The sequence below is a fragment of the Methanosarcina sp. KYL-1 genome (assembly GCF_024372725.1).
GTDB lineage: Archaea > Halobacteriota > Methanosarcinia > Methanosarcinales > Methanosarcinaceae > Methanosarcina.
Genome location: NZ_VOUA01000020.1, coordinates 26,182 through 38,886 on the forward strand (window position 1 = coordinate 26,182; position 12,705 = coordinate 38,886).

The following is a 12,705-nucleotide window of genomic DNA, read 5'->3' on the forward strand; positions in this document are numbered from 1 at the left end:
AGTTTCCACTCTTTTTAATATAATATCTTATGTATTTTTATTAAGACAACTAATTAAATATCCTTACGATTAGTCCTCATTATCCTATTTTCAGTTTGGAGCTTGCTTCCTTCTTTTATTTACCTCTTTTAATAAATTTTATTGAATATAGGGCAACTTATTTATTTATTTAATTAATTATTCCGATGAAATCTTATTAACAATATAATTAAATTAATATTTATATATAAACTGACACGGAAATGTATGTCCTTTTCTGAGGAGGTAAGGCTGTATAAGGGACTCTCAGAGCAGAATTTCTTGCGCTGATTTGAGTGGAAATTAGTTTGCTTGATACTGATGATGTGTCAAACAAAAACCGAAACATTTTTACTATATGACAAAAGAGTATACGCTGAGGAAAATATAAGATTACATCCTATCTTTATTTTCTATGTGGATTGAATTCTGGATTAAACTTTTGGACCTGCCTATAACTTATTAACAATAAAACTAAATCACAGAGGTTGGGTTGATGATTCATGGATCCATTTAATGCGATATTAATAGCTGTCTTTTTACCATTTATACTTGCATGGACATTACCCGTATTATATAGTGTATTTAAACAGAGGATTGGCTGGATTTCAGCAGGTATTGCATTTACCTGTTTTGTGTTGAATGCCCAGGTGATCCCGTACGCTATGGCTGGTACCCCTGTAAAGGGTTCGTGGAACTGGTTGCCAGCAGCTGGTCTATCCTTAGATTTTTACGGAGACGGGCTGGCCGTTCTCCTGGCGTTAATCGTTTCGGGCGTTGGTGTTATCATCATGTCCTATTCAAACGGTTACATGTCCACAAAGGAAGACCTGCCGAGGTACTACCAGTGGCTCTTACTCTTCATGGGTGCCATGTTGGGCATTGCCTATACGGATAATACTATCCAGATGTTTATTTTCTGGGAACTGACTAGTATAACATCTTTCATGCTTATCGGATACTGGAGAGAAAGACCAGAATCCGTATACGGCGCAACCAAAGCTTTCCTGATAACTGCCGGTGGCGGACTTTTAATGTTCGCTGGCTTCCTGATGCTCAGGGTTATTACAGGTACTTACGGGATCTCGGAAGTAGCTCAGAATCCTGAGCTCCTGGGAATTCTCCACGGACACGAGTTCTACGTTGCAACCCTTATCCTGATCTTCTTAGGAGCTGCTTCCAAATCTGCTCAGGGCCCATTCTATATATGGCTGCCCAACGCCATGGAAGCTCCGACTCCCGTAAGCGCCTTCCTGCACTCTGCCACAATGGTCAAGGCAGGTGTCTACCTGGTTGCAAGGATGCACCCCATCCTTTCGGGTACCCCCGAATGGCTTATCCTGGTTTCCGGAACAGGGATGATCACCATGGTTATGGCTGGTTTCCTGGCTTTCCGGCAGACGGATATCAAAGCCATCCTGGCTTACTCGACAATCAGCCAGCTGGCCTACCTGATGACCATGTATGGGTACAGTACGGCCGAACACCCGGGACTGGGTTTTGCTGCAGCAACCTTCCACCTGCTGAACCACTCCACCTTCAAGGCTACCCTCTTCCTTGTGGCGGGTATTGTGGCTCACGAGGCGACCACTCGAGACATAAGAAAACTGGGTGGTTTGCGTAAGGAGATGCCAAAAACGTTTATAGTGGCAGTGATTGCAGCGGCTTCGATGGCAGGTGTCCCCCCACTAAACGGTTTCCTGAGCAAGGAAATGTTTTATGAGACATCTCTTGAAATCGGAGAGCTGGTTTCGGAAACCTACGGAGGCCCGTGGGCCTTTGTCTTCCCCGCTGTTGCAGTGGCCGGTGGTGTGTTCACCCTTATGTATTCCATTAAGCTGATAGACGGGATTTTCCTCGGAGAGAGGACCCATGACCACGATGTCCCCCACCATATTCACGACGCTCCCTGGGTCATGCTGGCTCCCGCAGTCTTCCTTGTAGGCCTGATCATCTTCTTCGGGATCTACCCCACGTTCCCGGTTGAAACCCTGATCCAGCCTGCTTACAGCGGTCAGGTCCCGGGTGCCGAACACCTGCACGTAAAGCTGTGGCACGGAATTACCACGCCGCTGTTGATGACGATAGCAACCTTTGCCCTCGGTCTTGTGCTCTACAAGTTCTACGATGCAATCGCTGCCTGGCAGAACAGCTTCAACGCCAAGCTCCCCTGGATTAGCGTGAACTACTGGTATGATGCAATCGTAAACAACGCAAAAGGCATAGCCCACAAGTTCGCAGCGTTTACCCAGCCAGGGCCCATTGGAGTATATATCAAGATGACACTGCTCTTTATGGCTTTCCTGATATTCTGGCCGGTCTATAAGTTCGGTATAGGCATGGGAGTAGGGGTTGGCAGCATCCTGCCTGCAGGGATTAACTTTGATGCACAGCCTTATGAAATTGTACTGTACTCTCTGATGATCGTGGCAGCGCTTGGTGCTGCGCTTCTCCCGAGATACCTGCCTGCAGTCATATCCCTCTCCGAGCTTGGTTTCCTGGTATCCCTCCTTTACATATACCTCAAAGCTCCTGACCTTGCAATGACCCAGGTTTGTGTAGAAACATTGTCTACAATTATCTTCATCCTGGTACTCATGAAGATCCCCCAGAAGTTCAAGGAGCCTATGCCGGCAGGTAAGGTTATGGTGAACTTGCTACTCTCAGGCGTTGTCACATTTGGAGTTCTTGCCGTAATGTTAAACGCAAACATGGGGGTTCTGTCACCTTTCGAGACCTTCAATTACTACTTCATAGAGAAGGCTCTGGCAATGACCGGCGGACTTAACGTAGTTAACGTGATAGTCGTGGACTTCAGAGGGTATGATACCATCGGAGAAATTTCGGTCCTTTCCCTGGCAGCCCTTGGGGTGTACAGCCTTATCCTGAGCAGAGCAAAAAAGGTGAAGGGAGGTAAGGAATAATGGCCGGCACCACGGTAATTACCAAAACAATCGCAAAGATCTGTTTGATGATTGATATGCTGTATTCAATCGATCTGCTGCTTATAGGAGGTAACAGGCCAGGTGGAGGTTTCATCGGCGGTGTGCTGTGTGCGGCTGGGATTGGACTTATCTACGTCGCATACGGGTTTGATGATATCAAGAAAATCTGGAACCCGGACTGGCACATGTGGTTTGGATACGGACTCCTGTTCGCAAGCATAACTGCCTGGTCTCCCTTACTTGCAGGCCACAAGTACTTCAGAAGCGCCTTTGATTTCATTCCCGTAGAAATAGGAGGTATACACCTGTTTGAGCTTGAAATGGTCTCATCGATGTTCTTTGACCTTGGTGTGTACTTTGTAGTGGTTGGAGGTCTGCTGTTTATTGCAACTAAATTAGGAACCGACAAAGGCCCGGAGGGAGAACATGAATAATTTTTTCCTTGAGCTTACAATCGCTCTGCTCTTCGGGATAGGAACTTTCCTGATTCTTCGCAGGGATATGATGAAAGTTATCATCGGTTTCGGTATCATTTCCCATGCCATTAACCTGTATATCGTCGGAGGTGGAGTTTTCAGCGACGGTACCCTTGTACCGATTCTGGAGCATGAGCAGGCTGTAGAAGGTCTTGGCCAGGGCCTTATCTATAACGATAACCTGGCAGCTGGAATTCTCGGGCCGATAACAACCAATCCGTATACAGAATTCGTGGACCCTCTTGTGCAGGCCCTCGTGCTCACAGCCATTGTGATCGGGCTTGCAACCACCGCATTCGTATTGACTCTTTGCTACCGCGTCAACGAAGAATACGGTACTATTGATGTTCAGGAACTCAGGAGGCTTCGGGAATGAGCTTTTTAATGGACAATCTGCCGATCCTCCTTATTGCTATCCCTCTGTTAATGGCTCCGGTCACAATCCTGACCAAAGGCAGTCCAGGGCTGCAAAAGGTAATCGACATTATAGTTGGCTTTGGCTTATTGTGCTTAAGCGTGCTCCTGATCATAACCGTCTGGAACAGCGGAATTATTGCATATGATGTAGGAGAGTTCGGAAAGTACGGAATCGTACTTGTAGCCGATGTGCTGAGTTCCGGGATGGTTTTCCTGAACTGCTTTATTGGCTTTTTGGGCTTGATTTACTCCTATGATTACATAGAAGATAAATCCCTTAACCAGACCTACCACTCCCTTTACAACCTGATGCTTGCAGGCATCAACGGGATATTCCTGACAGGGGATATCTTCAACATGTTCGTCTTCTTCGAAATAATGCTGCTTTCCTCGGCAGCTCTGATAGTTGCAAACGAAACCTCAAAGGTTACGAAGATTTCGGACAAGATGGAAGCTACAATGAAGTACCTGGTCCTGAACATTCTCGGGGGTAATGTGATGCTGATTGCAGTCACATCACTATACGCATCAGTCGGTTCCCTGAACATAGCAGACATTACCCTTAAGATCAGGATTCTTGCCGAGGCAGGGACTGTCCCATGGCACCTGTATGCAGTGGGCCTGCTCTTTATCATTGTATTTTGTGGTAAGGCAGCAATGTTCCCTCTGCACTATTGGCTTCCGGATGTGCACCCCACAGCTCCATCCCCGATCAGTGCAATGCTCAGTGGTGTGATCATAAAGATCGGAGCTTATGGTATACTCAGGGTCCTCTTTATGATGTTTGCTCCTTTCCAGGCAGTGTACGGGCCAATCATTCTCTTCATGGCTCTGGTCACCCTGGCCCTTGGAGCAACCTCGGCAGTAGGGCAGACGGATGTAAAGCGCATGCTGGCTTATTCCAGTGTATCCCAGATAGGATATGTCTTCTTAGGCTTTGGAATGGCAGCAATGGCAAACGTAGCCGGGGAGACTGAGGCTGCAACTCTATTACTTGGCGCGTCCGTGGTCTACCTGATAAACCATGCACTTGCCAAGAGCATGTTGTTCCTTACCTCGGGTGGAATCATCCACACTGCCGATACAAGGGATATGCGCCAGATGGGAGGCATGATCAATAAAGCTCCTATGATGTGTGCTGCTTTCCTTGTGGGAGCCATGTCCATTGGCGGAGTGCCCCCTATGGGAGGATTCATCTCCAAGTTCCTGCTCTTTGATGCAGGTCTTAGAGCGCAGTTCTACCTGCCCATCGCAATAGCTCTGATCTTTGCAGTCTTTACCCTCTTCTACATGTTCAGAGGCTGGATGCTTATATTCTGGGGAGAAAGAGATGCGCAGTACGGAGAATATTCTCACCACAAACTGTCCCCCCTGATTGTAGCTCCAATCCTGCTCCTAGCAGCGATTGTGCTGATCGTTGGACTGTATCCTGAGCCTGTCGTGGAGTTTTCACAGACCATTGCGAGCCAGATAATTGATCCGCAGCCTTATATTGATGCAGTAATAGTGAGGGTGATCAGATGAAGCGTCGTACAATTACTTATATGGCACTTCCGGTTGTTTGGTGTCTTGTTAGCGGGGAAATAACCCTTGGTAGTGTGCTTCTTGGTCTCCTCTTTGGATTCATAGTAGTAGCTCCCTTCAGCGAGCTGTACAGGCTGGATGAGGTGATACACCCCACTGGAGACTGGATTTCAAAGATTCCAAAGAAACTCATGTATTTTTACGTCCTGATCAAGGAGATCATAAAGGCCAACATAGCAGTCGCAAAAATTGTCATCAAACCCACGATAGACATCAAACCCGGAATTATCGCGGTTCCTATCCGGACTAAAACCAATATCGGAATTACGGGTATTGCCAACACCATTACCCTTACCCCCGGGACCCTTACCGTGGACATTTCGGATGACAAGTCGATCCTCTATGTGCATTCTATCGATGCAACCAATCCCCAGGCCATCCGTGACTCCATAAGAGACGACCTTGAACATTATGTGCTGGAGGCATTCGAATGATTACACTGGAACAGGCAGATTTCCTGGCACTGATCGTGATGGTGATCGCTCTGATGCCGAGTACGTACAGAGTTCTGTACGGCCCGACCCTTCCGGACAGGATTGCTGCATCAGATGCCGTGGGTAATGTCCTGGCAATGATATTTGCCCTCTACGCTTTCCAGGGGAACTCGATCTTCCTTATGGACGTTGCTATGCTGCTTTCAATCATCTCCTTCGTGGGGACGGTAATAGTAGCAAAGTATCTTGATACAGGGGAGGTGCTGTAATGGACATAATCGCGGGTATACTGGATGCGCTCAGTATTTTCTTCCTCGTGGTAGGGCTCATATTCCTCTGTCTTGGAATGCTCGGCCTGCTGCGTCTGCCTGATGTATACAACAGGTTGCATGCAACGACCAAAGTTGCAACACTGGGCGCTCTTGGGGTTCTGTTGAGCATCATCATCCAGGCGGGTTATACTCCCATGGGAGTAAAGGCGTTTACCGTAGCGATCTTTATCCTGCTTACGGCTCCCATCTCAGGTCACATGATCGGCAAGGCAGCTTACCACTCCGGAGTTAAACTCTGCGAAGGCACCTGCCTGGACGAATACGGACCGGAACACGGGCCGCAAGAGGTGCCAAAGAGAAAAAAGTAAAGATAAAATGGGTGTGTTTTCCAAACACATTCATTCTTTTTTTTGTTTTTAACGCTTTTCTAGTTCTTTGATTTCTTTTTGGTTCGTTTTTCTGTTTTCCCCTGTGAATGCTTAATTTTTCATGAATTCATGTTTTCAAATTCGTATACTCAAAGCCGAAATTGGTGGGCTCTTTTTTAAGAATCGGTTTTTGCACTTTCCCTGAATTTTCCCCTGCAAAAATTGCTGGCTTCAAATATTTGGGGGTACGGATGTATTCCTTGCAGGAATAAATCCTCTGTCCTGTAAAAATCATCTTTTTTAAAATAAGGGCCTTAATGCTTTTTCTACGAGGATAAAATATTGTTCGCTTTTTCAAAAACAATATCGTTTATGCTATATATTCTCCTGCCCTATTTTATTATGCCAGAAAACCCGGAATTATTCAGGCTTCCTCTTCCGGAACATGCAGGGCCTGCACGTTCACATGTCCGGGAGTAACTCTTAAATCGGGTAAGACCGGATCTGAACAAGATTGGAAAGTGATCTTAAAACGGCCAGAACCGGGTCTGGATGAGACCGGAAAAGGGTCTTAAAAACGGACCAGAACCGGGTCTGAAAAGGATCAAAAGCTGATCGAAAAACGGATCAGAGCCGGAAAGAAAAATAGACCCCCAACGGTAGCCACCACAACATGCTGGTAATGCTTCAGAAGTTATGGCGCTGCTTCAGGAGTTTCCGGGTAAAACCCTGGCCCTCTCCATAATGAGATGCCGCTCAAGAAAAATATTGCATCTGTATAGTTCTCTCCCAAGAAAAACGCTCCGGCCCATCAGGGGCTTTACTCCAGTATTAAATGCTGCCTCCCTTAATAGGGAGTAGCTTCCGGTAAAAAAGGGTGGTTGCAAAAACTATCCTTTTTACATCATCCCACGGGTTATTTGCAGTTTTCCTCTATTTCGTGCGTATCTTATTCCGGATAAATGTACCACATTACAAGACCTGCAATTACAAGACCACAATTACATAGACCCACAAACAAAAAACCCAGGCAATTTCTATAAAGTGAAGGAAACAGCAATAACCTGTGGATATTTGCCTCCGGCGAGAAAGAGCTGGTTGCGGATACTATAATATAAGAAGAGGAATTCTCTTGCTCTAAGAAAATTAATTGCCCTGCCGGTTATTTTCGGGCCTTTCCGGATTTTTCCTTTTTTCCATTTTGTTTCTCTATTTCTGTTCTCCTTATTTCAATTACCTGTTTTTTGCCCCTTCTATTATTTCATACCCCTCAATATTTCACCCCCCTGCAAAATCCCCTCCCCTCCAAAAAGTATAATCGGCTATGTTATATTTCTTCGAAAATAAATTGGGAATTATGAAACTCGGTTTGGGAATCGATACTGGTGGCACATATACTGATGCCGTGATCATGGATCTCTCAGACGGCGGCATCCTTGATTCTTACAAAACACTAACCACACATTCAAATCTGGTCGAAGGAATAGAAAATGTAATTGCAGGGCTGAAACCGGAGTACCTGAAGGAAATAAAGCTCGTTTCCGTCTCCACGACGCTTTCCACAAACTCCACACTGGAAGGAAAAGGGCATCCTTCTGGGCTTGTCCTCGCCGGCTATACCGTAAACGGGGATGTCCCTGCAAGGGATATGGTTTCCGTAGACGGAGGGCATGATTCAAAAGGAAATGAGGTTGGATACCTTGACCTGGCAGCTGTGGAGGAATTCGTGAACAGCACCAGAGGCAGGCTCTTTTCCTATGCGGTATCATCTTATTTTGCTATCCGGAACCCCGAACACGAGCTTGCCGTAAAAGAAACTATTGAACGCCTGACCGACAAGCCCGTGGTCTGCGGACATGAGCTTTCTCTGAGCCTCGGGGCTTACGAAAGGGCGGTCACGGCAGTCCTGAACGCCCGTCTGATCCCGATAACTTCCCAGTTTATCCGGGCAGTCCTCTCGGTAATGGGGACGAGAAACATCATTGCTCCCCTGATGGTCATGAAATGTGACGGCTCTCTTGCCAGGATCGAAGAAGCCCTGGAAAAGCCTGTGGAATCTATTTTTTCAGGCCCTTCCGCAAGCCTTGTAGGGGCTGCCCATATAAGTGGCTTGAAGACCTGCGTGGCTGTCGACGTTGGGGGCACGAGCACGGATATTGCCCTTATAGATGACGGAATCCCCGAAATCAGTGAAAACGGGGCTGTTGTGGGCAGCTGGAAGACAATGGTCAGAGCCGTCAGGATAAGGACCTCCGCCATGGGAGGGGACAGTCATGTCTGGGTGCAGAGAAAACTCTGCATAGGCCCTAACAGGGTCATCCCACTCTGCCTTGCGGCAACGGATTACCCCCTCCTTACGGATAAGCTCAGGAAAACCGAAAAGCCTTCGGACAGGATAATGGATGACATTTTCCAGCCCACAAGCTTTTTTGTAAGGAGCGGAAAGCCGGAATCCGAAGAGGATGTCCAGGCCCTTAATTACGCTATAGAGTTCGAACTTGAAAATTATGAGAGGCAGATCTTCGACGCCATAGGGTACGAGCCTGTTTCCGTATCCGAAATCGCAGAAACGGTAGGAAAGCATCCACTGCAATTCGTAAAAGCCCTGCGTTCCCTGGTCCAGAAGCGTTGCGTTTACCATATCGGTTTCACTCCTACAGACGCCCTCCACGTGCTCGGGGAATATGAAGCCTGGAACAGTGAAGCTTCGCAGCTTGGGGCAGGGCTGCTAGGCAGCTATCTGGGTCTGGACCCTGCAGGCTTTTCCAGAGAAATAAAGCGGACCTTTGCGAAAAATATTGCCCTTGACCTGATGGCGTTTTTTGCAAAAGATTTCAAACGGGAAGACCTTGAAAAACTGCTTTCCAGTTCCAGGTTTACAAAGTTCAAGATTAATATCCCTGTGGTTATGATCGGGGCTCCGGTCAAAGCTTACCTGCCCGAACTTGAGGAATTCATAGATGCAGACTTCAGGGTCCCCAGGTTCCACGAGGTGGGCAACGCCGTAGGGGCGCTTGTAGGCAACATCATCAAAAGAAGTGAGATCCTGATCCGGCCTGCAGGTGCCGGAACCGAGCAGTACCATGTGTTTTCGGAAAAAGAAAGGGTGGTTGCGGACAACTACGGGGAAGCCGTAGATTATGGGCTCGACCTGATGGAAAAATTGATTTTCAGTCACATGGACGGGTACGGGCTCCAGAAGGAGCAGGTCCGTTTTGACCTTAAACGGAAAGATATCAATCCCGGCTTCGGGGCCCTGAAAGAAACCCGCCTCACAGGCCTTGGGGTGGGAAGCCCCCTGAAACTGGAAGAGTAATGAACCCTGAAAGTTAACGACCCTGCAAATTAGCTATTTCAGGCTTTAGAGAGTCCCGGATCCTCTAAATTTCCCGGGCCTCTTTCTCCTTTTTTCTTCAGGACTGACTGAATCCTGTTTCTTTTTTCGGCTTTTTTTCCCCGGGAACTTCGGCTTCAGGATAAACAAATTTATGTTTAAGTTCAGTTACCTCCTTCAATCAGAAGCGACATTACTGTTAAATTACAAGTGAATATTATTTGATCTCCAGGGAATATTATTAAATCGCCAGTTAATTTAATAGTTAATTTACTAATACTATCAGGAGAAAACAAAATGCGCAGGGACTACGTAGACCAGGGATACAGCCCGAAAGATACAGACATGGTCTGTGAATTCCACATCGAACCGGCTGCAGGAGTGAGTTTTGAGGAAGCTTCCACTCATATGGCAGGAGAAAGCTCTATTGACTCCTGGACTGAAATTGCAACCCTCAGCCCCGAACTTGCAGCGAAACTGAAACCCCATGTTTTTTACCTGGATGAAGAGGCAAAGACCGTCCGGGTGGCTTATTCGGAAGAGCTCTTCGAACTCGGGTCCGTCCCCCAGGTCCTGAGTGCGGTTGCAGGCAATATCTTCAGCATGAAAATCGTGGATAACCTGCGGCTGCAGGACATCACCTTCCCGAAAGCCATGCTGAAAGAGTTTAAGGGCCCGAACTTCGGGCTGCCCGGGGTCAGGGAAATCGTGGATGTGCAGGACCGCCCCCTTATAGGGACCATCGTCAAGCCAAAGGTCGGCCTGACCTCCGAAAAGCACGCGGAAGTCGCCTACAATGCTTTTGCCGGGGGCTGCGACCTTGTCAAGGATGATGAGAACCTGACGGACCAGAAGTTCAACGGGTTTGAAAAGCGGGCAGAACTCACCCTGAAACTCGCAAAAAAGGCTGAAACCGAGACCGGGGAGCGAAAGATGTACCTCTGCAACATAACAGCTCCCACCTGCAGGGAAATGGTCCGGCGCCTGAATGTCCTTAAAGACCTCGGGGCCAGCTATGCCATGATCGATATCGTACCTGCGGGCTGGACTGCCCTTCAGACCCTCAGGGAAGAGGCTGAAGATGCAGGCCTGGCGCTCCATGCCCACCGCTGCATGCACTCGGCTTTTACCCGAAACCCCCGCCACGGCGTAAGCATGCTGCTCGTGGCCAAGCTCTGCAGGCTTATCGGGCTTGACCAGCTCCACATCGGGACCGTTGTCGGAAAGATGCATGGGGAAAAGAGCGAGGTCCTGGCTCTCAGGGACCAGTGCGTACTTGGCAGCGTACCCGCAGATCCCAGCCAGAACGTCCTGGCCCAGGACTGGGGAGGGCTCAAACCGATGTTCCCGGTAGCTTCAGGCGGGCTTGCTCCTACAATGGTGCCTGACCTGTACTCCATCTTCGGAAAAGACGTAATCATGCAGTTCGGAGGCGGGATCCATGCCCATCCCATGGGTACGGCAGCCGGGGCCACAGCCTGCAGGCAGGCGCTCGAAGCAAGCTTGGAAGGGGTCAGCCTGGAAGAGTACGCAAAAGGCCGAAAAGAACTTGAGGCTGCCCTTGAAAAGTGGCTCAAAAAGTAAATTGGATCTAACGGTAAATTGGATCTAACGGTAAATTGGATCTAACGGTAAATTGATCCATAAAATTAACCGGTTCAAAAAATAAGCTCTTGAAAGCAGGAATAGATAGGAACAAAAAACCAGAAAGGGGTTTTTCTTCAGTGCAGGCGGAAAACGGAAAAGAAATAAAAACCCGGGTCTTCAGGGTCTCGGAAGAGAATTTCGATGCCGTCCTTGAGGAGGCGGCGGAGATTATCAGGAGAGGTGGGACTGTTGCCTTTCCCACGGAAACTGTCTATGGGATTGGGGCTGACGGGCTCGACCCCGAAGCTGTCCGGAAGATCTTCGAGGCAAAAGCGCGTCCTCCGGGAAACCCCCTGAGCCTGCTGGTCCATTCCAGGGAAGACCTGGGAAAGATTGCCAGAAACATCCCGGAAAAGGCTTTCAAGCTTATGGAGGCTTTTTGGCCGGGGCCCCTGACTATCGTTCTTGAAAAAAGTGACGTGGTTCCTGCGATTACTTCGGGTAGCCTTCCTTCCATTGGGGTTCGCATGCCCGACCACAGGGTCCCCCTGGAACTCATAAGAAGGGCCGGGGCTCCTCTGGCAGCTCCCAGTGCAAACCTTTCGGGAAGGCCCAGTCCCAGTTCGGCGGACCACGTCCTGGCTGACCTTGAAGGCAGGGTTGATGCTGTGATAGACGGCGGGGGCGTGGCTATCGGGCTTGAGTCCACTGTTGTCGACATGACTGTCGAGCCTCCGTTGGTCCTCAGGCCCGGAGCTATCGGGATCGAAGAGCTGGAAATAGTCATAGGGCCGGTCCGGGCAGGCTACCAGGGGGCTGAGGCCGGGGCCAGAGAAAATACCCTTGAAAAACGTGCAGGGCAGAAGTATGCGCATTACACTCCCTGCACCTCTGTCGTGCTTGTGGAAGGGGAAGGTGACTCCGTTGCGGAAAAACTCGGAGAGCTGCTGGAAAGTTACATGAGCGACGGGCAGAAGGTCGGGCTCCTGCTCAGTGAGGAAAGTGCAGCCTTCCTTGTTTCTGAAGGGCTTTCGGGAGAAGAGCGGTTTTTGCTCGGGTCACGGGAAGACCCTATAGAGGCTGCCCGAAAGCTCTTTGAAGGGCTCAGGGCTCTTGATCTAAAAGGGCTTGATGTTATCCTGGCAGACGGTTCTTTCAGTGCCGGGGGACTTGGAACTGCACTCCTTAACAGGCTTCGGGAAGCTTCTTCGCTGCGGTTTGCGGTTTGAGGCCGGGCCCGGTAAAAACATTTCTGGAGGGATATCCTTGA

10 protein-coding genes are annotated in these 12,705 nt (G+C 48.7%); all 10 read left to right on the plus strand.

Going from position 1 to position 12,705, the window contains the following annotated elements:
- Positions 1-521: 521 nt before the first annotated feature.
- Positions 522-2,942 (plus strand): hydrogen gas-evolving membrane-bound hydrogenase subunit E, encoded by a 2,421-nt coding sequence (gene mbhE, locus FTO70_RS12880; protein WP_255336159.1) that lies wholly within the window; start codon positions 522-524, stop codon positions 2,940-2,942.
- Positions 2,942-3,397, plus strand: a complete 456-nt coding sequence (locus FTO70_RS12885) for a monovalent cation/H+ antiporter subunit B (protein ID WP_255336160.1) — start codon at positions 2,942-2,944, stop codon at positions 3,395-3,397. The genes mbhE and FTO70_RS12885 overlap by 1 nt, the downstream gene beginning before the upstream one ends.
- On the plus strand, positions 3,390-3,815 hold the full coding sequence (locus FTO70_RS12890; protein ID WP_255336161.1) for an NADH-quinone oxidoreductase subunit K: 426 nt from the start codon (positions 3,390-3,392) through the stop codon (positions 3,813-3,815). The genes FTO70_RS12885 and FTO70_RS12890 overlap by 8 nt, the downstream gene beginning before the upstream one ends.
- Positions 3,812-5,380 carry a proton-conducting transporter membrane subunit gene (locus FTO70_RS12895; protein ID WP_255336162.1) on the plus strand — a complete coding sequence of 523 codons (1,569 nt, stop codon included), beginning with the start codon at positions 3,812-3,814 and terminating at the stop codon, positions 5,378-5,380. Before FTO70_RS12890 ends, FTO70_RS12895 begins: the two co-directional genes overlap by 4 nt.
- Positions 5,377-5,874 (plus strand): Na+/H+ antiporter subunit E, encoded by a 498-nt coding sequence (locus tag FTO70_RS12900; protein WP_255336163.1) that lies wholly within the window; start codon positions 5,377-5,379, stop codon positions 5,872-5,874. Before FTO70_RS12895 ends, FTO70_RS12900 begins: the two co-directional genes overlap by 4 nt.
- The gene (locus FTO70_RS12905) at positions 5,871-6,143 is read left to right on the plus strand and encodes a cation:proton antiporter (protein WP_255336164.1); all 273 of its coding nucleotides are present in this window, start codon (positions 5,871-5,873) and stop codon (positions 6,141-6,143) included. Before FTO70_RS12900 ends, FTO70_RS12905 begins: the two co-directional genes overlap by 4 nt.
- Entirely contained in the window at positions 6,143-6,514 is a 372-nt protein-coding gene (gene mnhG, locus FTO70_RS12910) for a monovalent cation/H(+) antiporter subunit G (protein WP_255336165.1), read from the plus strand. The genes FTO70_RS12905 and mnhG overlap by 1 nt, the downstream gene beginning before the upstream one ends.
- 1,357 nt (positions 6,515-7,871) lie before the next feature.
- Positions 7,872-9,830: a hydantoinase/oxoprolinase family protein gene (locus tag FTO70_RS12915; RefSeq protein WP_255336193.1), complete on the plus strand. Its 1,959-nt coding sequence runs from the start codon at positions 7,872-7,874 to the stop codon at positions 9,828-9,830.
- A gap of 315 nt (positions 9,831-10,145) precedes the next feature.
- On the plus strand, positions 10,146-11,432 hold the full coding sequence (gene rbcL / locus FTO70_RS12920; RefSeq protein ID WP_255336166.1) for a type III ribulose-bisphosphate carboxylase: 1,287 nt from the start codon (positions 10,146-10,148) through the stop codon (positions 11,430-11,432).
- A 140-nt stretch (positions 11,433-11,572) separates the two neighbouring features.
- Positions 11,573-12,664, plus strand: coding sequence for an L-threonylcarbamoyladenylate synthase (locus FTO70_RS12925; protein ID WP_255336167.1), 1,092 nt, complete (start codon positions 11,573-11,575; stop codon positions 12,662-12,664).
- Positions 12,665-12,705 lie beyond the last annotated feature (41 nt).

What these genes read in the sequence shown, in the direction of transcription:
- mbhE (WP_255336159.1), top strand. Translation starts at nt 522, where the DNA reads ATGGATCCATTTAATGCGATATTAATAGCTGTCTTTTTACCATTTATA.
- FTO70_RS12885 (WP_255336160.1), top strand. Translation starts at nt 2,942, where the DNA reads ATGGCCGGCACCACGGTAATTACCAAAACAATCGCAAAGATCTGTTTG.
- FTO70_RS12890 (WP_255336161.1), top strand. Translation starts at nt 3,390, where the DNA reads ATGAATAATTTTTTCCTTGAGCTTACAATCGCTCTGCTCTTCGGGATA.
- FTO70_RS12895 (WP_255336162.1), top strand. Translation starts at nt 3,812, where the DNA reads ATGAGCTTTTTAATGGACAATCTGCCGATCCTCCTTATTGCTATCCCT.
- FTO70_RS12900 (WP_255336163.1), top strand. Translation starts at nt 5,377, where the DNA reads ATGAAGCGTCGTACAATTACTTATATGGCACTTCCGGTTGTTTGGTGT.
- FTO70_RS12905 (WP_255336164.1), top strand. Translation starts at nt 5,871, where the DNA reads ATGATTACACTGGAACAGGCAGATTTCCTGGCACTGATCGTGATGGTG.
- mnhG (WP_255336165.1), top strand. Translation starts at nt 6,143, where the DNA reads ATGGACATAATCGCGGGTATACTGGATGCGCTCAGTATTTTCTTCCTC.
- FTO70_RS12915 (WP_255336193.1), top strand. Translation starts at nt 7,872, where the DNA reads ATGAAACTCGGTTTGGGAATCGATACTGGTGGCACATATACTGATGCC.
- rbcL (WP_255336166.1), top strand. Translation starts at nt 10,146, where the DNA reads ATGCGCAGGGACTACGTAGACCAGGGATACAGCCCGAAAGATACAGAC.